This window comes from Myroides indicus (assembly GCF_004364575.1).
Taxonomy (GTDB): domain Bacteria; phylum Bacteroidota; class Bacteroidia; order Flavobacteriales; family Flavobacteriaceae; genus Flavobacterium; species Flavobacterium indicum_A.
Genome location: NZ_SOAG01000023.1, coordinates 32,738 through 56,269 on the forward strand (window position 1 = coordinate 32,738; position 23,532 = coordinate 56,269).

General features: G+C 35.5%; 19 protein-coding genes. 9 read left to right on the forward strand and 10 right to left on the reverse strand.

What is annotated here, in order from left to right; translation table 11 throughout:
* Positions 1-3 precede the first annotated feature (3 nt).
* The 4 genes from C8P70_RS10185 to C8P70_RS10200 are packed head-to-tail and all read left to right on the forward strand — an operon-like array spanning position 4 to position 5,344.
* Positions 4-1,923 (forward strand): fumarate reductase/succinate dehydrogenase flavoprotein subunit, encoded by a 1,920-nt coding sequence (locus C8P70_RS10185; RefSeq protein WP_133713220.1) that lies wholly within the window; start codon positions 4-6, stop codon positions 1,921-1,923.
* 11 nt (positions 1,924-1,934) lie between these two features.
* The gene (locus C8P70_RS10190; protein ID WP_133713221.1) at positions 1,935-2,687 is read left to right on the forward strand and encodes a succinate dehydrogenase/fumarate reductase iron-sulfur subunit; all 753 of its coding nucleotides are present in this window, start codon (positions 1,935-1,937) and stop codon (positions 2,685-2,687) included.
* A gap of 11 nt (positions 2,688-2,698) precedes the next feature.
* Positions 2,699-3,889 (forward strand): porin, encoded by a 1,191-nt coding sequence (locus C8P70_RS10195; protein WP_133713222.1) that lies wholly within the window; start codon positions 2,699-2,701, stop codon positions 3,887-3,889.
* Between the two features lie 24 nt (positions 3,890-3,913).
* Positions 3,914-5,344 (forward strand): anion permease, encoded by a 1,431-nt coding sequence (locus C8P70_RS10200; RefSeq protein WP_133713223.1) that lies wholly within the window; start codon positions 3,914-3,916, stop codon positions 5,342-5,344.
* Between the two features lie 231 nt (positions 5,345-5,575).
* Here the strand turns inward: C8P70_RS10200 and C8P70_RS10205 are convergent, their stop codons facing one another.
* From C8P70_RS10205 to C8P70_RS10215, 3 genes are all read right to left on the reverse strand, one after another.
* The gene (locus tag C8P70_RS10205) at positions 5,576-6,178 is read right to left on the reverse strand and encodes a DUF417 family protein (protein ID WP_133713224.1); all 603 of its coding nucleotides are present in this window, start codon (positions 6,176-6,178) and stop codon (positions 5,576-5,578) included.
* Between the two features lie 113 nt (positions 6,179-6,291).
* The gene (locus C8P70_RS10210; protein WP_133713225.1) at positions 6,292-7,218 is read right to left on the reverse strand and encodes an EamA family transporter; all 927 of its coding nucleotides are present in this window, start codon (positions 7,216-7,218) and stop codon (positions 6,292-6,294) included.
* A gap of 2 nt (positions 7,219-7,220) precedes the next feature.
* On the reverse strand, positions 7,221-8,186 hold the full coding sequence (locus C8P70_RS10215) for a bifunctional helix-turn-helix transcriptional regulator/GNAT family N-acetyltransferase (protein WP_133713226.1): 966 nt from the start codon (positions 8,184-8,186) through the stop codon (positions 7,221-7,223).
* A gap of 246 nt (positions 8,187-8,432) precedes the next feature.
* Between C8P70_RS10215 and C8P70_RS10220 the strand changes: the two genes are divergently transcribed.
* Both C8P70_RS10220 and C8P70_RS10225 read left to right on the forward strand, forming a co-directional pair.
* Entirely contained in the window at positions 8,433-9,689 is a 1,257-nt protein-coding gene (locus C8P70_RS10220; RefSeq protein WP_133713227.1) for a putative DNA modification/repair radical SAM protein, read from the forward strand.
* A complete protein-coding gene (locus C8P70_RS10225) occupies positions 9,689-10,447 on the forward strand; it encodes a TIGR03915 family putative DNA repair protein (protein WP_133713228.1) in 759 nt (252 codons plus the stop codon). The genes C8P70_RS10220 and C8P70_RS10225 overlap by 1 nt, the downstream gene beginning before the upstream one ends.
* Before the next feature lie 140 nt (positions 10,448-10,587).
* Here C8P70_RS10225 and C8P70_RS10230 read toward each other — a convergent pair whose 3' ends face one another.
* The gene (locus tag C8P70_RS10230) at positions 10,588-12,234 is read right to left on the reverse strand and encodes an ABC1 kinase family protein (RefSeq protein WP_133713229.1); all 1,647 of its coding nucleotides are present in this window, start codon (positions 12,232-12,234) and stop codon (positions 10,588-10,590) included.
* Between the two features lie 303 nt (positions 12,235-12,537).
* On the opposite strand from C8P70_RS10230, the gene C8P70_RS10235 reads away from it, so the two are divergent.
* From C8P70_RS10235 to C8P70_RS10245, 3 genes are all read left to right on the forward strand, one after another.
* Entirely contained in the window at positions 12,538-14,085 is a 1,548-nt protein-coding gene (locus tag C8P70_RS10235) for a hypothetical protein (RefSeq protein WP_133713230.1), read from the forward strand.
* 543 nt (positions 14,086-14,628) lie between these two features.
* Positions 14,629-15,468 (forward strand): DUF3347 domain-containing protein, encoded by an 840-nt coding sequence (locus C8P70_RS10240; RefSeq protein ID WP_133713231.1) that lies wholly within the window; start codon positions 14,629-14,631, stop codon positions 15,466-15,468.
* A gap of 9 nt (positions 15,469-15,477) precedes the next feature.
* Positions 15,478-17,760 (forward strand): multicopper oxidase family protein, encoded by a 2,283-nt coding sequence (locus tag C8P70_RS10245; protein ID WP_133713232.1) that lies wholly within the window; start codon positions 15,478-15,480, stop codon positions 17,758-17,760.
* A 1,438-nt stretch (positions 17,761-19,198) separates the two neighbouring features.
* Here the strand turns inward: C8P70_RS10245 and C8P70_RS10255 are convergent.
* From C8P70_RS10255 to C8P70_RS10280, 6 genes are all read right to left on the reverse strand, one after another.
* Positions 19,199-20,257, reverse strand: a complete 1,059-nt coding sequence (locus C8P70_RS10255) for a linear amide C-N hydrolase (protein WP_133713234.1) — start codon at positions 20,255-20,257, stop codon at positions 19,199-19,201.
* A gap of 356 nt (positions 20,258-20,613) precedes the next feature.
* Complete coding sequence (locus C8P70_RS10260) at positions 20,614-21,147, reverse strand: GNAT family N-acetyltransferase (RefSeq protein ID WP_133713235.1); 534 nt, start codon at positions 21,145-21,147, stop codon at positions 20,614-20,616.
* Positions 21,148-21,518: 371 nt separating this feature from the next.
* A complete protein-coding gene (locus C8P70_RS10265; RefSeq protein WP_133713236.1) occupies positions 21,519-21,794 on the reverse strand; it encodes a T9SS type A sorting domain-containing protein in 276 nt (91 codons plus the stop codon).
* A 15-nt stretch (positions 21,795-21,809) separates the two neighbouring features.
* On the reverse strand, positions 21,810-22,019 hold the full coding sequence (locus C8P70_RS10270; RefSeq protein ID WP_133713237.1) for a hypothetical protein: 210 nt from the start codon (positions 22,017-22,019) through the stop codon (positions 21,810-21,812).
* Positions 22,020-22,172: 153 nt separating this feature from the next.
* Positions 22,173-22,742 (reverse strand): hypothetical protein, encoded by a 570-nt coding sequence (locus tag C8P70_RS10275; RefSeq protein WP_133713238.1) that lies wholly within the window; start codon positions 22,740-22,742, stop codon positions 22,173-22,175.
* 556 nt (positions 22,743-23,298) lie between these two features.
* A partial coding sequence (locus C8P70_RS10280; protein WP_166666184.1) for a transposase occupies positions 23,299-23,532 on the reverse strand: 234 nt, incomplete at its 5' end.

Genomic DNA, 23,532 nt, shown 5'->3' on the forward strand with positions numbered 1-23,532 from the left:
GTCATGAAATTAGATGCAAAAATTCCTCAGGGACCGTTAGAAGAAAAATGGTTAAACTATAAAAAAACAGCTCGTCTAGTTAATCCTGCCAATAGAAAAAAACTGGATGTAATTGTTGTAGGAACCGGCTTGGCAGGCAGCTCTGTCGCGGCTTCTTTAGGAGAGATGGGGTATAATGTAAAGTCTTTCTGTTTTCAGGATACTCCGCGCCGAGCGCACTCTGTAGCAGCACAAGGAGGAGTGAACGCTGCAAAAAACTATAAAAATGATGGAGACAGCGTCTATCGCATGTTTGTCGATACATTAAAAGGAGGAGATTTTAGAGCACGCGAGGCAAATGTGTATCGCCTGGCAGAATGCTCTCTCAATCTGATAGATCAGGCAGTAGCTCAGGGAGTTCCTTTTGGCAGGGAATACGGAGGATATTTAAATAATCGCTCATTCGGCGGTGTTCAGGTGAGCAGAACTTTTTATGCCCGAGGGCAGACGGGGCAGCAATTGCTATTGGGTACTTATCAGGCGCTAATGCGTCAGGTAGATAAAAAAACTGTTGCACTGTATTCTTCTCACGAAATGCTGGATTTGGTAGTGATTGACGAAAGAGCCAGAGGAATAATCGTCCGCAATCTGGAGACTGGAGAAATAGAAAAACATGCCGCTCATGCTGTAGTATTGGCGACGGGAGGTTTTGGCAAAATATATTACTTATCTACTTTGGCAATGGGCTGTAACGGCTCTGCAATCTGGAGAGCCCATAAAAAAGGAGCATTCTTTGCTTCGCCCAGCTGGACACAGATTCACCCGACTTCACTTCCTCAATCAGGAGATTATCAGTCTAAATTGACGTTGATGTCGGAGTCTTTGCGCAATGATGGTCGTATCTGGGTACCTAAAAAAGCAGAGGATACCAGAGAAGCTAATACAATTCCGGAAGAAGAAAGAGATTATTACTTAGAACGACGTTATCCTGCATTCGGAAACTTGGCACCACGGGATATTTCCTCTCGTGCAGCAAAAGAACGCATTGATGCCGGACATGGAGTAGGACCACTTAAAAACGCTGTTTATTTAGATTTCTCTAAAGCGATCAAAGAGCAAGGACAAGCAAAAATTGCAGAGAAATACGGAAACTTATTCCGTATGTATGAAAAAATAACCGGGACTAACGCTTATAAAGAACCCATGAAAATTTCGCCTGCTGCCCATTTTTCTATGGGCGGACTATGGGTAGATTACGAATTAATGACTACTATTCCGGGGTTATTTGCGTTAGGAGAAGCAAATTTTGCCGACCATGGTGCTAACAGGTTAGGAGCCAATTCCTTGCTCCAGGCTTCGGTAGACGGGTATTTTATTGCGCCGTATACGATTGCTAATTATCTGGCAGATCAAATCAGAACAGGCAAGATTTCTACAGATCATCCGGAGTTTGAAAAAGCAGTAAAAGAGAACAAAGAAAAAATAAATAACCTGTTACGTATTAAAGGAAGTCGATCGGTGGACTATTACCACAAAAAGCTGGGTAAGCTGTTGTATGATTACTGCGGTTTAACCCGAACTGCTGAGGGGTTGACTTATGCAATCGAAGAGATTAAGAAATTGAGAGAAGAGTTTTATAAAAATGTCTATGTTCCGGGGGAAAACGATACGATGAATGCCGAATTGGAAAAGGCAGGTCGCGTGGCAGATTATTTGGAGATAGGCGTGTTAATGTGCTATGATGCTCTGACGAGAAATGAATCATGTGGAGCTCATTTCAGAGAAGAATTCCAGACGGAAGAAGGAGAAGCGCAGCGCAATGATGTTGATTTTCAGTATATCTCTGCATGGGAATGGCCGGGCTCGCTAGAGCAAGAACCTATTTTGAACAAAGAAGAGTTAAAATTTGAATTTGTACAACCAACTATCCGTAGTTATAAATAATACTAAAGTTTATGAAACTGCATTTAAAAATCTGGAGACAAAAAAATCGCAAAGCACAAGGAAAGCTTGTCAACTATACTTTAGAGAATGTAAATCCGCATATGTCATTTTTAGAGATGCTGGACACGTTAAATGAACAATTAATTCAAAATAAAGAAGAGCCTGTAGAGTTTGATCACGATTGCAGAGAGGGGATTTGCGGACAATGTGGCGTGGTAATTAATGGTAATGCGCATGGACCTTTAGAAAATACGACTACTTGCCAATTACACATGCGCGAGTTTAAAGATGGAGAAACTGTATTGATTGAGCCTTTCAGGGCAAAAGGTTTTCCCGTGAAAAAAGATTTAAAAGTAGATCGAAGTGCTTTTGACCGTATTATATCTGCCGGAGGTTATGTGTCGGTCAATACCGGACAAGCACCCGAGGCGAATTCAATTCCGGTGTCGCATGCCATAGCTGAAGCCGCTTTTGATTCTGCTGCCTGTATAGGTTGCGGTGCCTGCGTGGCAACGTGCAAAAACGGGAGCGCAGCTTTGTTTACATCGGCTAAAATCACTCAGCTGGCAATCTTGCCGCAATCACAGGAAGAGAGAAAGGAAAGAGCCTTGAACATGATTGCGCAAATGGACAAAGAAGGGTTTGGTCACTGCTCTAATACAGAAGCGTGTGAAGTGGAGTGTCCGCAAGGGATTTCGGTATTAAATATTGCCCGCATGAATTATGAATATAATCGAGCGAGCTTTTTGAAGTTTAAGAAATAAAATGAAAATATATGCATACATTTTATAGCAGTTTAAAAGTGAAAATAGCAATAGCAGCAGGATTGTTTTGCTATGTCATATCGTTGGCGCAAGAAGTGAAAAACGATACCGTTATGGTGTTTGAAGAAAAAGTGATTCTGCATCCGGAGCCTCAGAAATATCCGCAATTTAAAGTTGGGGGAGTTTTTCAGACCCGTTATTTGAACAACTTTAAAAAAGGAGTGGATATAGACGGATTACATCATTCTGGGGAGAGTGGCACAAATAATTCTTTTGACATTAAAAGAATGCGCGTGTCTATGAATGCAAAAATCACAGAAAATTTAGAAGTGACCACACTTGTTAACTTAGCGGATTTTAAAAATAGCGATGTCAGCACCAAGGTATTGGAAAATGCTTATGCTAAATATACTTTTAGCCGTTATTTGCAGATAACGGTAGGTCAGTTCAGACCCTTGTTCGGACTGGAAGAAACCTATCCGGTGGATATTGTAAAATCAATTGACTATTCTAATTCGTATTATTTATTTGGCAATAACGGCTGGATGAGCTTTCAGGTAGGAGCTGCTCTTACAGGGAGTGTCAATTTGGGAAGTGTGCCGATGAGCTACGGATTTTCGGTCATGAACGGAAACGGGAAGAACAAGACAGACAATGATGACGGCAAACACTATTCGAGTAGGTTGCTGTTTAATTTAAACCGGCAACACGATTTTAACGTGGGGTTTAGCGGAGGTATCGGAGAAGTGCAGAAACAAAATGTATATGCTGTAGGTATAGAAGCTGCCGCTAAGTTTCCGATTGGAGAGCGCTGGTGTTTTGACTTTCAGACAGAAGCTAAGCAAGGCACAAACCACGATGCTTTTTTTAAGTTAAAGCCGGAAGAACAATTGCTCGGCAACTTGGATGATTATGTGATGAAGAGTTTTTACATCGTGCCTAATATTCGTTATGAAATAGGTCGGAAACACTTTCAGGCAATAGAATTTGCGTGTCGTTATGAATACCTTGATGCTGAGTCAAAGGTAAATTCAAATGCTCGCCAGACGTGGGTTCCGATGTTTAGTTTAGAGTTTTTAAAAAATTATGGTGCTCGCATCCAGCTTGGCATGCAGATTGACAATTACAAAAAAAATATAAAAGATTCAAAAATATACAATTCAAATCTGGCATTTATTCAGTTGCAATGCAGATTTCAATAGTATCACCCCTAAGATATAAAAACGATGAAAGAAGTAAATCTTAAAAATCTTGCAATTACCACTTTAATCGGGATTTCATTATGGTTTTGTCCGGTCCCGGAAGGGGTAACTTCAGACGCATGGCATTTATTTGCCATCTTTGTGAGTACTATTTTAGGAATTATCCTGAAAGCAGCTCCTATGGGAACAATGTGTATGCTCGCTGTAGGGCTGACGGCACTATTCCAGCTGTTAGCACCGGGAGATCCTGCCAAGTCAATCACACTCAGTTTAAGTGGCTTTGGAGATAAAGTAATTTGGCTGATTGGTATTTCTTTCTTTATTGCCAGGGGATTTATTAAAACAGGATTGGGCAACAGAATTGCTTTTTTGTTTATCCGGGCATTCGGAAAAAGTACATTGGGATTGGCGTACGGATTAGGATTGGCTGATTTGGTTTTAGCTCCTGCTATTCCGAGTAATACAGCTCGAGGAGGAGGAATTATTTATCCGATTATGAAGTCTATGGCGATGAATTTTGGTTCTGATGCCTCCAAACCGGAAACGCATAAAAAGCTGGGCTCTTTTTTAACGCTGAATAGTTATTATATGAACTTAATTGCGTCCTCTATGTTTTTAACCGGTACGGCAAGTAATCCGATGTGTCAGAAATTTGCAGCTGATATGGGAATTAATATTTCCTGGATGTCGTGGGCAGTAGCTGGTTTAGTGCCGGGACTAGTCGCTTTTATTTTAACGCCGATAGTATTGTATAAAATATATCCGCCGGAATTAAAGAAAACCGGTGATGCGCCTAAAGTAGCTGCTCAAAAATTAAGAGAGATGGGCAAATTATCCCTTCCTGAGATTTTAATGCTGATTACGTTTGGTATTTTATTAGGACTGTGGATTACGGGAGATTTTTTCAGCATTGATGCTACCACAACGGCGTTTATCGGGTTGGCTATCTTATTGCTGACTTCGGTATTGACATGGGATGATGTAAAAGCAGAAAAAGGAGCATGGGATACGATTGTATGGTTTGCTGTTTTGGTCATGATGGCGAGTTCATTAAACAGATTGGGATTTATCGGATGGTTTAGTGAGCTGGTAAAAGGAAAAATGGGAGGTATGGATTGGCATTATGCCTATCCGGTTATTGTGATTGTCTACTTTTTCAGCCACTATATCTTTGCCAGTGCGACAGCTCACGTTGCGGCTATGTATGCGGCTTTACTAGGGGTAGGGGTATCGCTGGGAGTACCGCCGATGCTGTTGGCTATGATGCTTGGTTTTATGGGCTCTATTTACGGGACACTTACGCATTACGGACATGGTCCGGCTCCTGTGTTCTTCGGGAGTGGTTATGTGGAGTTAAAATCGTGGTGGACTTACGGTTTGGTTATAGGCATATTGCTGCTGGCTGTTTATCTGATTGTCGGAACTAGCTGGCTCAGCATTCTGGGAGCTTTTTAATATTGTAGTTTTTAATTTGATTTAGGAGGTCCGGTATTTTATTTTAGAATACCGGATTTGTTTTTCGGGGATATTTTCAAATGATTATCACTGTAATTTTTACCTTGAAAAGAGACTCAAAATTCCCAAAAAGGGCTTAACCATCTATTCTGTTTTTGGTTTGTGCTTTGAACTAACTTGTACTGTTACACTAATTAATGCTTATGATACAAGCTTTGTAAATCCTTGCTGTTAAAACTTTGCTCTATTCACAGATATGCTATTTTTTGATTTTATTATTTGTTGAGCACAATCCGAAGCACAAATTAATCCTGCCGCCAGCATTATTACATCTTTTAAGACTAATCTTCCCGCCCCTGATAAGTAAGGAAAACCAAATTGCGGGGTAGGAAAATCTCCTCCCAGATTTGGAACGTAAACTTCGGGGGTGGTTATTAAAAATGATAAAGTAACTAAAGACATTCCGAAGGTTAAAAGCCCGCCTATTAATCCGATCTTTTTAAACCAAATACCCAATAAGGTCAAGGTGCCTATTAGTACAATAACTGTTCCCAATCCATAAGAAAAAATATAAGTTCCATTTTCTTTGTGCCAATCTATATTGTTTTGAACCGTTTTTCCTTCGGGGTTTTTATACGTTGTGTATTCAGGAGCTTTTTTGTTGTAAAAAAAGGACATAACCGGGCTGTTGGCAACAAACGGAACTATTCCGTCGGCTTCGTATTGAAAGGCTTTGAGCCCGCCTATCCAAACCATTACAATAAATATTGATATTCGGATCACATTGATAAAATGTGATTGGCTGTTTGCTAAAATTAAAATGAATTTATCCATTGTTTTTTGTCTTGTGGTTGTTTTTAGGTGGTCAGGCTACAGCTGTATGGCTAATAGTACCTTTTCATTAGCTTATCTCTGCAGAATATACCGTTAAAAATATCATTTTTAATTTATTTAAGTGACTTAATTCTTTTATTTAACTTGTTCATTCTTATACACTTTAAAATTTTCTTCTCAAACAGATTGAACACTAATCCTGCCAGAATTAAAAAAGACGCCCAAAACTTCCACACTGTAAACTCTTCTCTCAGAAAAAACACAGAGCTGATAAATCCCACTACCGGAATCAGGAAAGTAAACGGAACAACTGCTGATGTAGAATAGGTTTTTAGAAGAAAACCCCAAAGTCCGTATCCCAGATGAGTGGACATATAAACGACATAAGCCAAGGCGGCTATTCCTATCCACGAAATATTTTGAATCGAACTGGCGATAGCATTTGGTCTGTCTATAAAAAAGGAAGCAAGTGCCATAAAAGGAAAAGCCGCTAAATTACCCCAGACAACTAATGAAAGAGGAGATTGAGCATTGATTTTTTTGGTAATCAAGTTTCCGGATGACCAGGCTAAAGCTGCACATATAGTTAATGTTAGTCCGATTATGGTTACATCTCCGCCAATATTGGATGCGACAATAACGATGCCTAAAAATGAAATTAAGGAACCTAAAACCTTTAAAAAGCTTGGTTTTTCTTTGAAGAATAAAAATGCCAGTCCAATGGAAAAAAATACTTGTACTTGAATAACCAAAGATGCCAGTCCTGGCGATAAACCAAGGTGAATTCCCGTAAAGAGCAATCCGAATTGCAAGGCGAAATTAAAGACGCCAAAAGCGATGATATACTTTAAAGGTGCTTGCGGTCGGGGTAAGAAAAACACAAAAGGAAGTGCTGAAAATCCAAAGCGGAATGCGCAAAAAAGAAAAGGAGGCATCTCCTTTAAGCCTAAGGCAATAGCCACAAAGTTTGTGCCCCAAATCACTACAATTAAAAGAGCTAATAACAGGTGTTTTGGACTTAAATTGACTGCTGTATTCATTATTAATTATTCTGAGTTAAATCCAATTCCATTTGAATATTTGCTCGTTGGTAAGGAGTGGGGTGTCCCTGAATTTTCTGAAATCCCATTTTATAATATAGACTGATAGCCGGTTTCAGAAGGGTGTTGCTTTCCAAATAAATTTTAGTTGCTCCCAATTGCCTTGCCGTATTGACAATATGCTGTCCCATCAGCCAGCCCATATTTTTACCTTGTGCTTTGGGAGAGACCGCCATTTTTGCCATTTCATAATCGTATTCGGGATCGTCCATTTTGATTAAAGCGCAAACGCCTAAGGGTTCGTTTTTGTAAAGCGCAACAATTATTTTACCACCTTTATTTAAAATGTATTCTTCGGGGTTGTTTAATGCTTTTTTGTCGGTTTCTTCAATTTCAAAATACGTTGTAATCCACTCTTCGTTGAGTGCTTTAAATATCGCTTTATATTTGGGTTCGTACTCCACAATTTGCACTTCCTGACTTTCCCGCAGCTTTTTTTGTTCTTCCACTCTTTTCAGCAAAGACCTTTGTTCCAGTAAAAATTCCCATTCTCCGATTGCTTCCCACAGGTTGTGTGTTGCCTCTGCAATAATTCCGTCAATAGCTTTGTCAATATCTTCACCTTGTATGGTTATCATTTTTGCAGCAACATACTTTCCTTTTTCTGTTAAATCCGCTACGTTTTTGCGCTTGTCCTTTGAACGAAGGTTGTCTTTGACCAGCCCTGCTTTTGCCATTTCTTTTACAATTTTGGTAACGGAAGGCTGAGAATGTCCGATCTGTTCGGCTATGGAGGTAATACCTTGTGCTCCTTCGTCATAGAGTACAAAAAAAACGGGAAACCATTTAGGCGAAAAATCTACCTTATACAGCTTGTAGATTTTATCAGCTTCTTCGGTTATTTTTGCCGTTAATAGCCGAAGTCTGCTGCCTAATGCCATTTTTCCTGTTCGGTTAAATAAATCCATAAGCAATTACATAATTAGTTATGTAAATGTAAAAAAATTCTTTTAAAATATAGCGTTTATTTTTAAAGTTCATTGTTGATCTTGACGTATAAAGCGAGATTTATATCCGTATTTTTTGCCAACTTTTCAACAGATGATTTAACAGTATGATAGTTTCTTTTAACTGTTTCATTCTGTAATTTTGTTCAGTTGAAAATACAGTTTAGTTTTCTTTTATGTGTTTTAATGGTTGTAAAACAGTGTTTTATGGATAGGATTCAGGAGAAGTTAATGATTCTTGCCGATGCGGCAAAATATGATGTAAGCTGCAGTTCAAGCGGGAGCAAGCGGAAAAATAAAGGAGGGATCGGCGATGCTTCTGCCTCGGGAATCTGCCACACCTACACAGAAGACGGACGATGTGTTTCGCTGTTAAAAATTTTGTTGACCAATCACTGTATTTATGACTGTGCGTTTTGTGTGAGCCGGAAGAGCAATGATGTAAAAAGAGCCGCTTTTACCGTAGAAGAAGTAGTGGAAATAACTATGAACTTTTATCGTAGAAACTACATTGAAGGATTGTTTTTGAGTTCGGGGATATTTAAAAATGCCGACTTTACGATGGAGCGTTTAATGCGCATTGTGAAAAAACTTCGTACAGAAGAGCGTTTCCACGGTTATATACACCTGAAAACTATTCCCGGAGCAAGTGAAGAACTAATTAAGGAAGCAGGACTATACGTGGATCGGATGAGTATTAATCTGGAATTACCTACGGAAGCAGGCTTAAAGCTGGTGGCTCCTGAAAAAGACCATGAATCAGTGCGCAAGCCCCTGGCTTTTGTTCAAAACCACATCAAAGAACTGCAATCAGAATCTGCCTTAATCAAGCATAAACCTCTGTTTGTTCCTGCCGGACAAAGTACGCAGATGGTTATCGGAGCTACTCCTGAAAGTGATTATCAAATTATGAGTGTGGCGGATGAATTTTATAAAAATTACCAACTGAAAAGAGTTTATTACAGTGGTTATATCCCTATTAATTCGGATAATGTACTGCTGCCTCAGGTAGGAACACAACCACCGCTGATTCGCGAAAACCGGCTGTATCAGACGGATTGGCTGTTGCGCTTTTACGATTTTAAACTTGACGAAATTTTAAATCCCCAATTTCAAAATTTAGATATGGATATCGATCCCAAACTGGGATGGGCATTGAGAAATCCGCAGTTTTTTCCAATAGATATCAATACGGCGGACTATAAACAGATTATCCGCATTCCCGGTATCGGACGGCAGTCGGCAATGAAAATTATAAAAGCCAGGAAATTTGGCAAACTTCGCGAATATCAGTTGAAAAAGATAGGCATCAGCTACAATCGGGCTAAGTTTTTTATGATTTGTGCCGATTCTCCGTTTACGCTGGGAGAAATGAGCATGATGAATGTTAAACAGAGCATTTTGCAGTTTGGGAACAGTAAGTACAAGAACACAATACCGGAAAATCAGTTATCTCTTTTTTGATGGTTTATTATATTTACGACGGGTCGTATATTGGCTTTTTGACAGCTGTGTTTGATTGCTTTGACTTAAAAGATAAAGCAGTAAAAGTGGTGACAAAAGAACAGTATTCGCCTAGTTTTTTTGATGAAGGATTCGAAATTATTTCCGATTCTGTTAAAGCAAAAAGAGTTTTAAACGGACTGAATAAAAAATTAAAAAAAGCACAGGTAAACGATTTTTACTGTGTGTTTTTGTCCGAAGACTTGCAAGCTGTTCAGTATACTTTTGATCTGATTTGCGAACTCTTTAGACAGGGAGCAGATATATTGGAAAATTACGGTGATGAAAAGGTAGTTTATTTTGCCAAGACTTTAAAGAGTGTTGGGCGAGAAAAACACCGTATGAAAGCCTTTGTCCGCTTTAAAAAAGCAACGGACGGCATGTATTTTGCCATTATTGATCCTGACTTTAATGTGCTGCCATTGATTTTTCGTTTTTTTAAAAATAGATATGCCGATCAGCGCTGGCTGATTTACGATGTAAAGCGAAATTACGGATTGATGTATACTTTACAGCAAATTGTAGAGGTAAAGCTTTTACCGCTTGAAAAACAGGCACTCGCCACGACAGAAGTTATTGCCTTTGATGAAGATGAGGTTTATTATCAAAACCTTTGGAAACAGTATTATCAAAGTACCAATATAGAAGCAAGACGCAATATGAAGCTTCATCTGCAGTACGTGCCCAAACGATATTGGAAATACCTTGTAGAAAAATAGCTATACACTTTGTTGGGGAAAGCTTTAGGTTTAGTTTTTAAGCATCGCTGCATGGAATATAACAAATAAATAACGTGTGTTCACAAAGGTTAACTTTATTTTTCATTGTAATCCGACTGTCAGTATCGCATAAAAAAAATTTAATAGTTTATTTTGTCGTTTTTATCATTTTCATCTCTGAATAATATTTGGTATACAAGATAGAAACCTATTAAGGCAGCGATGATAAATAACAGCACTGGAAATCCTGGATAGCCTGCGATAGACCAACCGGAAGGAATGCGCATAATTAGCGCAGCACCTATGATTAATGCAGCTATGATAACACCGGCAGTAATCCGATTGGCTACTTTTTGTACGGCTAATAAAAACTTATTCTGATCAAAAACATCCATCTTTATTTTAAATCGATGGTGTGCTAAATCATCGGATATTTTATTGAGTCGATAGGGAAGTTTTTCTAATAATTCTTTGCTCTCAAGCATATTTCTAAGCAGGTCCCCCGTTTTTAATTCACCCCACATATGTTCTTTCATCAACTGTTTTACATAATCTCTTACTGTTTTTTGCAAATTGTAATCAGGTGCGAGTATTGCAATAATCTGATCCATATTGAGAAGGATTTTGGCAAGAGAAACCAACTCTACCGGAAGCTTAATTCCAAGTTGGGCAGAGATTTTATTGATGTCTATAATGGTTTTTCCGTTTTGCAGATCCTGAGCTTTTTTATTTTGGTTCTCCTGCATCTTTCTCAGGATGTTCTTCTTGTATTTTTGTATATTAATTCTTTCAGGATCATATTGACTGATTTCGAGCAGTACTTCGGTTACTTCTTCGGCATTATTTTCTCCTAATCCTATCATCAGTTTTAGGATGCTTTGTCTCATTGTGTCATCAAAACGTGCCACCATGCCTAAATCCATCAAAGCCAGTTTTCCGGTTTTCATAACATGAATATTTCCCGGATGAGGATCGGCATGTGCAAAACCATCTACAATAATTTGTTGCAGATAACCTTTCACAAAATCGTCTGCCATTTCTTCTGTCGGAAGGTTATTGAGTTGAAAGGGGGATAGTTTTGTAACCTTATCTCCGTCAATATATTCCATGGTTAGCACCCTCTTACTTGTATAGTCAGTAATGACCTCAGGTACATGAAGGTATTTGAAATGCGATATGTTTTTCTTTAAAAGTCCAAGGTTTTCAGCTTCTTTTTCATAGTCTAATTCTTGTAACAGAATATATCTTAATTCTTCTATGGTTTCGTGAAGAGAAAATTTTCGGGATTCTTCGCTAAAAGATTCTGCTTTTTCAGATAGAGTCAGCAAGGTGTTCAGATCTTCTTTGAAGTGTTCTTCTGTTCCCGGGCGTTGAATTTTTACAGCTACTTTCCGTCCCGAATGCAGAATGGCAGTATGTACCTGTCCGATTGAGGCACTGGCTAATGGGACCTGGTCAAAACTTTCAAATGCTTTAGATATACGTACCCCTGTTTCTTCTCTAAAAATGGATTCGACCTCTTGATAAGGAATAGATTCAACATCGTCTTGAAGGGTAGCTAAAGCACTTAGAAAAGGTTGAGGAAGCATATCGCTCCTTGTAGATAATAATTGTCCTAATTTAACGTATGTTGGTCCCATTTCTTTGAGATCTTCTACCAGTTCTTCAGGACTGTGTTGCCATTCGGCAGTCTCCGTATCTCCAGAAAACAGGTCGTCGTTTCTATATTTTAATATGAATTTGAAAAAGCGGATGTACCGATCGTATTTTTGTGGTAATATTCCCATAGCACCAATCTTTTTACATTATAAATTATATCTTTTTTAAAGGGTAAAGTACTTTGTGTAATTTACATATTATTTGTGAATCTTTTATACTTAAAATTATTTTGCTATTAAAAATATTTAGTTTTAGGTTTGAATTTGTCTCTTTTTTGTTTAGATGCGTAGTATTTACTTCAGAAATCATGTTTTATGAATCGCATACTATTTGACGTAAAATAATATTTTATTTATTGGTAAATAACACGATATTGAAGTATTGTCTATTGTTTTTTGTAAACTTATTATGTTTTTTTATTATCTTTAAATATGCATAAAAAATGGACAATAGTTTTTTGGATCGGGACAGGAATTCTTGCTCTGCTTTTCCTTGCTGTTTTATTTGTTTCTCCTATTTTGGAACATAAAATTAAAAAAGGTATTGCTGAACAGTTGCCATCCAATTTGCAGCTTAATGACTATGCACTTTCTGTTTCGGTAATGAAAGGTGCTTTAGATATTCAGCATTTAAAATTATCTTTAAAACAGGCAGCGTCTGATTCTCTCCCTCAACAATTTATTTCTGTTGACAAAGTTTCTATTTTAGAGATGAGTTACTTTAAGCTGTTGTTTGCCAATGAAATTAAGATAGGAAGTATAGCCGTTGAAAATCCTTTAATACGGCTGGATAAAACGACTGAGTTTCAAACAGATTTTAAGAGCAGTCCAAATGAAAAAGAAGGGCCGTCTTTATTTATTGGTCAATTTTTGGTAAAAGGAATGGATGTGATTCTATATGAGAAAGATACTTTGCCGTATTTAAGGTTAACGGAGAGCAATTTTAATTTTAAGGGGATAGAAATAAATAAGCAGTCAATGAGTGATAAAATTCCTTTTCGATACAAAAACTATGAGATTGAAACCGATAATTTTTCGGTGTGGCTTAATTCGTTTGATTTACTGACCGTGGCTAGTCTGAAGTTAGAAGACGGGCAACTTTCAGCAAGAGATTTTTCTATCAAGACTCAGGATAGTAAAGAGATATTATCGACAAAAATTAAAAAAGAACGCGATTATGTCGATTTATTTATTCCTGAAATAAGAGCTCACGATTTTAATGTGAAACAGCAATCAGATTCGCTTTCAGTATATATTAACCAATTATATTTTAAAGAACCTAAAGCCGAGATTTACAGGGATAAAAGGGTTGCAGACGACTTTTCTGAGAAGCCTCTTTATAGTAAATCACTTCGTTCTTTACCTTTTTTACTTTCTGTAGATACTGTTTATTTGGAAAAAGCAGCGGTTACCTATGAAGAGAAAATACACAACGACCGCTCTGCAGGCAAAATCTGGTTCTCGGATTTGGAGGCAAAAATACATTACTTGAGCAATGTTTATGACGATGAAAATCATCTGACAGAAGCTCGTATAAAAGCAAAGTTTATGGATAATACGCCGATAGATGTAAAGTGGGAATTTGATATTCTCAATCCTGAAGATGTATTTGTTTTTAAAGCAACATTAGGAAAGCTGGAAGCAGCGGCGCTCAACAGTTTTACAACACCCAATTTAAATGTGATGTTAGAGGGGGTGCTGGATGAAACTTATTTTACAATTTACGGTAATAACTTAAATTCTGCTATTGATATGCGCTTAAAGTATCAAGATTTTAAAGTTACCATTCTCAATAAGAGGCGTAAGAAGAGAAAACTTTTGTCGGCAGTTGCTAATCTTTTTGTCAGAAAGGAAAGTTTGGCTAATAATGATCATTTTAAGGAAGGAAGTGCAACAGCAGAGCGAAATATTGACCGGTCAGTTTTTAACTATTTGTGGAAAAATATTGAAGCAGGGCTAAAAAATACAATGCTTAAGTAGAATAAATTGAGAAATAATATTTTATGGTTTGGCTGTTAATAAAGTATTATTAGGTTTTTCGTTGAAAAAAAGTTAAAGTTAAAAAATGAATGATTTATCTTTTTAATTTTGTAGTTATGATTCGGTTTGTCAAAATAATATTTATAGTATTATTCAGTTGTTTTTTAACAACAGGCAGCGCTTTTGCTCAAATCCAGTCCTCAAACGAAACCGCTTCATGCTGTGAATCTCCTTTAAAAGAAAAAGATTGTTGCAAGAAAAACACAAAATCCCAACACAATGTGTGCCATGAAAACTTTTGCTGTTTTAATCTATGTAATACCCTGGTTTTATTTGTTGGTGTTTTAGAGAAAGAGGATTTAAAAATCAGCTTTTTAAACGAAAAAAAACTGCCGGAAACTTTTATACAGTTTTTGGTCAAAGAACTTTTTTTTGTCGTTTGGCAGCCTCCTAAAATAAGTTTAAATTTATAGTTGCTAGCCCAAATTATGTCTTTTTGATAAAGATGTAACAGGGGATTTTATATAATTTAAACTTCTAAAAATGAAAAGAATATATTTATTGGGAACAATGAGTTTGTTCTCTGTTGCTACTGTTTTTGCCCAAATCAAGAATGCTGAAACAAAAACTTTTAAAGTAAAAGGAAACTGCGTTTCTGCAAAAGAAATAATCGAAACAGCAGGAAGTCAAAAACGAATTTCTACAGTTTCGTATAATGTTAAAGAAGGAACTGCGATCTTGACATTTGATAAAACCAAAACAACTTCCGAAGCCATTCTGAAAAAAATCGCTTTAGCCGGATTTGACAATGATGTTTATTTTGCTCCGGATAATGTGTATGAAAAACTAGCGAAAGATTGCCAATATACACGCGATAAGAAATCGATAGATCATTCGGTACATTCCAGTATGATGCATAATAACTCAGAAATGCAATCACATACCGAAATGGATCATGCAAATCATGAAGTGCAAACCAATGATAAATCGCAAATGATATTTGATGCTTATTTTAAGATGAAAGATGCTTTTGTGCAAGCAAATCAGTCCGAAATTTTAAAACAAGCAACTGCATTTAAAAAGGTATTGAATAATGACGAAAAAGAAGCTGTTTCTGCTAAAGAACTAACCTCTTTAAAAGATATAATCGATAAAATTATTCAAGAAAAAAATCTGAAAAAACAACGCAAGCTTTTTGCCGAGCTAACCGATCCTATGTACGAGTTGGCAAAAAACGTTAAACTAAAATCTGCCATTTATTATCAAAATTGCCCGATGTTTGAAGGCGGAGCGAATTGGTTAAGCAAAGATTCGTCTATCAAAAATCCGTTTTATGGAAACCAAATGCTTTCGTGTGGAAGTACAGTAGAAACTTTAAAATAATGTAGGGTTATGAAAACAGATTTTAAGATTCAGAATTGGTTCTTTGGACTCATCGCATTTGTTGTCTCGTTTAATTTATATGCACAAAAACGCGTAGAATATGATTTATTTGTTCGCGATACGATTGTGAACTTTTCGGGAAAAGAAAAGAGAGCTATTTCGGTAAATGGTCAAATTCCAATGCCTACTTTAGAGTTTACCGAAGGCGATACAGCGGTTATTCGCGTTCACAACGAATTAAAAGAAAGTACGTCTTTGCATTGGCACGGGTTGTGGCTTCCAAATAGAGAAGACGGTGTGCCTTTACTTACACAAATGCCGATTGAACCGGGAACTACTTATACATATTCCTTTCCCATTATTCAAAACGGAACACATTGGTATCACAGCCATTCCGGATATCAGGAACAAATCGGAATGTACGGTTCTATGATTTTAAAGAAGCGAGAAAATGATCCGACTTTTAGAAAAGGGATCGATGATTTGCCAACGGTTCCGGTTATGCTGAGCGAATGGACGGATTTAAAACCTGAAAATGTCCAGCGAATGCTGCATAATGCGAATGATTGGTTTGGAATTAAAAAAGGATCGACGCAAAGTTATGCAGAAGCGATTCGTGCGGGACACTTTAAAACGAAACTGACAAACGAATGGAAGCGTATGTTGGCAATGGATGTAAGTGATGTTTATTACGAAAAGTTTTTAATAAACGGACTACCCGAAAGTCAGTTGAAACAATTTAAAGCAGGCGATAGAGTACGATTGAGAATCTCGAACGGAGGCGCTTCGTCTTATTTTTGGCTGCGTTATGCAGGAGGAAAAATGACGGTTGTAGCAAACGATGGAAATGATGTAGAGCCTATTGAGGTAGATCGTTTAATTATCGGAGTTTCCGAAACTTATGATGTAGTCGTAACGATTCCCGAAAAAGGCGTTTCGTACGAATTTCAGGCAACTCCCGAAGACCGCACTTCTTTAACATCTTTGTTTATTGGCGAAGGAAAAAAGCAATTGATAGAACCACTTCCGAAGTTGAAATATTTCGAAGGAATGAAGATGATGAACGATATGATGAACATGGACGGGACAATGAATGATATGGGAATGAAAATGAGCTTGCAAGAAATGGATATGAATACCATAATGTATCCTGAAATTACAGGTGAAGCACAAAAGAAAATCTCAAAAAAAGAGAAAGTTCCTGAAGAACATCATCCAGAAATGAATCATTCAGAAATGAGCGAAATGGATCATTCTTCGCACGGAAATACATCCTCAAACATTACCACGTTAAATTACGGAATGTTGAAATCTCCTGAAAATACAGAACTTCCAAAAGAAGCTCCTGTAAAAGAATTACGATTCGAATTAACCGGTAATATGAATCGTTATGTATGGAGTATGGATAATAAAGTGATGTCTGAAACAGATAAAATTCCGGTTAAAAAAGGCGAGATTCTGCGTATTACTTTATACAACAATTCTATGATGCGCCATCCGATGCACTTGCATGGTTTTGATTTTCGAGTGATTAATAAAAACGGTGTTTATTCGCCTTTAAAAAATGTGTTGGATATTATGCCGATGGAAACCAATGTAATAGAATTTCAGGCAAATACCGAAGGCGATTGGTTTTTTCATTGTCATATTTTGTATCACATGATGGCAGGGATGAATCGCGTTTTCGAAGTCGGAAATTATGAAAATCCATTATTGCCTAATAAAGAAAAAGCCTATAAAATGTTACAGCGCGAAAGTAATATGACGCATTTTATGATTGAAAACGATTTTGCAACCAATGGAAATGATGGAATGTTGATGTTGCAAAATGCTCGTTGGGCACTAACTTCTGAATGGGCTTTGGGATACAACAATATGCATGGTTATGAAGTCGAAACTCATTTAGGTCGTTTTTTAGGTCGCAATCAATGGTTTCAGGTATTTGTAGGTTTTGATTGGCGTTACCGAAAAATGGGACATCATGAAGTAGAAAAGAATCTTTTTGGGCAAAAAAATACGAAAGACGAACGAGCTTTAGTAAGTGCCGGATTTGTTTACACGTTGCCGATGTTGGTTAATTTTCAGGCAGAAGTTTATCATGACGGAAATGTTAGATTGCAATTGATGCGAGAAGATATTCCGATTTCTAAACGAATTCGTGCCGGTTTTATGGTCAATACCGATAAAGAATACATGGGTGGATTAAGCTATATTCTAAATCGAAATATGAGCGTAAGAACACATTACGACAGTGATATGGGATTTGGTTTAGGTCTTAAGTTGAATTATTAGAACGACTGTTTTAGTTGTTTATGATATAAGTATGCTAATTAAAACTACAGTATCTGATAATTAAAATAGATAAGCAAAAAGAGATAGTGAAAGCTATCTCTTTTTTTTGTCATTGATAAAAATCGTCCTACGACATTATTCAAATTCACTTATACTTGTTTTTTTATCAACTCTATAAAGCTTTTATTTTAATTTATTTTTCTGTGTATGATAACGGTATATTTACTTATTTTCAACATTTCAGAAATTTGAAAAATATTTAATCCCTGTTTAATCAGATTTAAAATCATTAATTATCTGGATGTTAGGTTGTACGAGTTTTATTGGTCTATATAAACATTCTGGGATTTATCAAAAATATTATAATCATCTTCGTGGCGAATATCAAAATCTTTTATGCGTTTGTGAATGACTAACGTTTTTGTCAGGTGGCTGCTATTATTGACTTCCAACGCTTGGCATTGTTGTAAAACCCTTATATATTCGTTTTTATTTGTTTTAATTCGATATGAATATGAAAGTATATTTAAAATGCCTATTAAAGACTAATTTATTGGTAAAAGCTAATCGACTTTCTTTGGAGTTTAAGAAATATGGTAAATCTTCTGGGTGAATCATTTGAATAAGGCTGTCTGGATTAAACGTGTTGCCTTATATCCTGTTAATGTTTCAAATGCATTGTTTTACATATAGGATGCTGTTTTCGAAACGATGATAAATAAAAATATAACTATGAATATGTTCGGGAAAAGTTTTTAAGTTGTCTGATTCAGATTGCGATTTTTGATTTTTAACTAGGTCATCTCACTTTTCTAGTGCTGTATTTTTTCGAATTCATTTTTCAATTATAACTCATCACACCAATATGCACCGATATTAAAATGTTTTATACTGTAAATTACTTGTTAATAGATCCTGTATGAAAATACCTCATATGGGGGTATTTTAAGAGCCAAATATAATCCTATCCATAACAATTAACGTACCGGAGAATACTCTTAAATAGCTAATAAGGCTATTTTTGAATAAAATCTTATTTTCTGATTATAGATTTATTTGATAAGAATTTTAGTTCTAAATATAGGAATTCTTCGCCATTTTAATAAAGCTCCGGTGTTTTTTGAGTATAATGAATAAATTAAAAACTTTATGTCAGGCTGTTTAATTAAAAATGTTCCCTATTTAGAAGCAATCTGTATTCGGAAAAACGATGTTCTCTTATAGGTCTTATATAAGGTTCGGTATTAAAGTACAACACTAAGCAAGGGCTTATATTTTTATATTTATTGACAAATTCGTATTTTATTAATTCGCCGTTTTTAATTCGTTGTTTGATTTTATTGTGATAAGGATACATTCACCAATATTTTGGGGTAAAAAACAGAGCAAAATTGTTATCTCAGCTCTGTTTTTTTATTTATTACAATAAACTCTTTGATTATATTCCTAAGAATGTAAAAGGTTTAGTCACAACAAACTCTTTAGAAGTTTCTCCTGCATAAGTCTCATTTTTGCTGGCACTTAGCTTTCTAACGTTTGTTTTTTTGCTAAAGTCTATTTTCTTTAAATCCACCCAAAATGTATTCGGCGTTTGAACGGTTTCAAAATAATAAACCAGATTCTTCTGATCTGATACCGATCTCCATCTGGTAGAAGAAATATTAGGTTCTGATTCCGAGGAGATTCCAAAAGGCACTGAACAGTTACGGATTACGCTAAATACACTGGCAATTGAGGTGCGGGTATCTGTAGTTTGAGGTATGGCATCAATATAATAAGAGGCTCGTACATATCTGTCTGCGGCTCTATTCGTACCAGGAAGCATAATTGTGCCCGGAATTCCTTTCCAATATTGATTAATGGCTAATTGTTGTTCAAATATCGGCGAATTAGTCATTACAGTATAGGAAGGGTCATGGTGAATTTTTAATTTACCATTTATATATTCAAAAATAGCATTATCACCGGTCGCATCAGATAGGGAGAGGTGTAATGTTGTAAACTTGTCTGTTCCGGGAATAAAATCAGAAACAATAACAAAATCTTCTTTGCCCAGTTCATCCACAGCTTCTTTAACTGTAGCGAAGTTGTCTAAAACGTATTGTGCCCACGCAGAAATTGTAAGACCTGGTTTCGAGCCTTGAGGATTAAATTGAGGATATTCACTCTCTACCAGCCACAGTACATTGGCAACAAGCCCCTTCTCATTCATTCCGTCTGTAGTAGCTATATCCCATGCACTGGTAATAACACTTCCGTATTTTGATGTCCATTTAATGGAATTATCACCTACATTTCCGAATCTTTCCATACCTCTTGGAAAAATCCAGAGATTGGCATCAATTTCGCTTTTCCAATCCATCGAACGAGCTGTTATGATGGTATTTTGAGGTCCTTTATAGACTACTCTTGTGCAAGCATTTATTTCTTGTGCTGTGCCAAATAAAATTGCAATTAGGCAGCTTATTGCGATTTTAAAAAAGTTGTTTTTTTGCATGATAAATAAAGATTTTAATTAGAGACTGCTATATACAAACTTACAAAATAAACTTGAAATACAGTTTGGTAATTAATTAAAATGAGGGAAAATATTTTGTATATTATGACTTTTTTCTATTAATGTGAAATATATTGGATATTTTTCTAATATCTTTATAAAAAATAGCCATAATATATTACTTTAAAACACGCCATAGATAGGTTAGAGATGCTGTAATTAGTTCCTGTTTTGCTAATGCAGATCAGCTAATGTGAAGTGTTCTATTTCATCACTTGCGATTTCTTCTTTTTATAAAATTGTTTCCGTTTATTAGTTTTAAAGGGATATTGGCTCATTGTTTGTTGAATTAGATTTTATCCTGCAATTTCAAATTCTTTGGGATAAACAACAGTTCCGGATATATTTTTAAGACTGTCTTTTTCTAGTTCAATCGCCATAAACATATTTGCAGGAACATCAAAGGGAGCTGTTATTTTCCATTTGTCGGCAGGTTTAAAGCCAAATTTCGGATAATAGTTTTTATGTCCTAAGACAATAACTGATTTGAAGCCCATTTTTTTTGCCTTTTCAAGTCCGTGTTCGATGAGTTTTGTACCAATACCCTTTTTTTGTTGTTCAGGGATAACAGCTATTGGCGCAAGCCCTAAACTTTGATGAAAATTGCCTTTTCTGTCTTTTATATTGATTTTTGTGAATAAAATATGTCCGACAATTTCATCATTTTCTAAGGCTACTATGGATAGTTCCGGAACAAAAACCGTCGGATTTTTTCTTAAAGCATCTATCAATTTAGCTTCATTAGCTTGCTCGAAGGCACTACAATTAATTTCAAAAACTTTTTTGAAATCATGCAGCGTTTCCTGTCTTATTGTTAGCTGTTTTGTCATTTTGTCTCAGTCAAAAGTGTTGTTTTTAAGTGAAGTTATAAACTATTTTTCTGATGAAAAATTGCATTATATCCTTTTTATGGCATAACATTCATTTATGAATTATAAAAAATTAGATTTACAGGCTCATTTTTTTGTAAGATTTATTTGTTTTCAATTAATCTTGTATTTTATTAATGCCACTATGCTATTTGATGATTTTGTTTATAAAAATAGCGATTAAAACATAAGTATAGTTTATTTTTTTACTTCCCATCTAAAAAATTCTTTAATAATGTGCTTGAGCTCCTTAAGATCATAAATGAAGATGATTACTGCTTAGAATTGATAAAATATAATCATTGAAGTGGATAATATAATATTATGCTGTGTTATTTTATTGTAATTTTTTTAGTTACTTTTTCTTTGTCAGTAAAAAAAGTAATAAAGTAAATACCTTTTGTTATATCTGATATATCAATTTCATTTGATTTGAATGAAAATGGTTCAAAATATTTTATGAGTTTACCCGTAAAGTCTGTAATCTGAATCCTTTTGATTTCATTCAAACTGCTAAAATATAGAGTCGAGGTAGCAGGATTAGGGTAGATATAAAAATTATCATTAAAAGGAAAGTGTTCTGTAGATAAATTACTGGTTTCTAACATGTAAACTCCTTTTTTTTAGGATAATAATATGAGTTTATTTTGATATTGTACCATATCCCAAACTCCACCACAATCATATAATGTCTCTTGAAAAGAGACTGTCCAACTGTTTCCGTTGTCAACAGATTTATAAATGATAATGCTATTATTAGGACCATTTAAAGCACCCGTCGCATAGATAATATCGGGATTTGTCTCATCAAAAATAATTTTGTATATATACAAATATTCACTGAGAGCATAGGGTGGTAACCATGTAAGCCCTTTATCTATCGATTTGGAAATATGACCTTCCTGACCTGCTAATATCGAGTTTTGATCTAATGGGTTAAATGCTAGATGATGTGTACAATTGTTTTGTATAAATTCAGTAATAGATCATGTTAATCCGCCGTCATTTGAGGTTTGAGTATAGGAACTAAAAAGTTCAGTTTCTCCCGTATAATAGATCGATAAACTATCATTTGGATGGAATTCAACAGATTTTTCTTGATAACCTCCAGACCAAGCATTGAGATTATTCCAATTAAATCCGAAATTTTCAGACTTAGAAACACCATAATGATCCTGTAGGACGACAATTAAGTTTGGATTTTGTTTGTTTTGGGAGATGCGGTGAAGAGAATTAAAATTCTCATATTCGAAAAAATGGCTATTAGTATAATTTATATAAGAGTTTCCATTATCAAGCGATAGTAACATCAAACTATCTGATGATTTGGGCGTAATAGCCAAAATTTTATTTCTACTTTTAACAAAATCCCTGATAGGGATATCTTTAAAAGCAAAAGATTCCCAAATCGTATCATTTAGTATAGCTAAGTTTTTCCTGAAAATACCAGAATTTGTAGGTACATATATGTAATCGTCAATGATTTGAATTTTTGGATTTAATTCACGGACATCATGATCTTTGAAAATATCATTTAAGCCAATATAATGAAACATGTTATTAATATTATTTTTATTTTTTTCATGTGTTAGAAAATTATGTTCGCTGTTTTTGGGCAAAATTGTTATTGATGTGTGGCATACAAAAAGGTTAAAGGCTTATTTTAATGTTATGTATTATTGTCAGGCGTACAATAATAGTGAATAATTGTATTGATTTGAATAGTGAAGCTCAAATAAAATTCTTTGAAGGAGTTTTTAACTTAATCAGGTTAGATTATAATTTGATTTTTTTGTATTTGACTCTGTAATATTTAATAATCTTCTATAGCTGGCTACTTCTTTGACAGGATTAGATACAATATTTCAGGGCACTATTAGTAGGGTTTTTTATATGGGGCGTCTTTTTTATACTAAGGGTGACACCGAAAAGGACACCTCGAAAGCGATATTTTGTGTGAAGAATTAATTTGTTTATCTTATTTAAATAACTTTAAAGTAAGTAAATGTATTTTTTTAGAGTGCTTTACGTAAATAAAAAAACTTCACATTTTTGTGAAGCTTTTTAATTGTGGATTAATCTGGTATATATAAATAATACCCGTTGTGCATTTTAAATAATACACACTTTTAAGTTATTGATATTCCTATTGAAATATTCTTTGTTGATGAATTGTACAACTGTTAACGCCGTTATTTTAGCTAATAATCTGGTTTTGAAACCTTCAAATGTCTTGGCGTAATTACGTCTCATCATAAATTGGTCGCACAATTGCGAGAACAAGGTTTCAATTCTCTTTCGTTGTTTTTTGAACAAATAAAATTGTGGTTTATAATCCTTTTGATT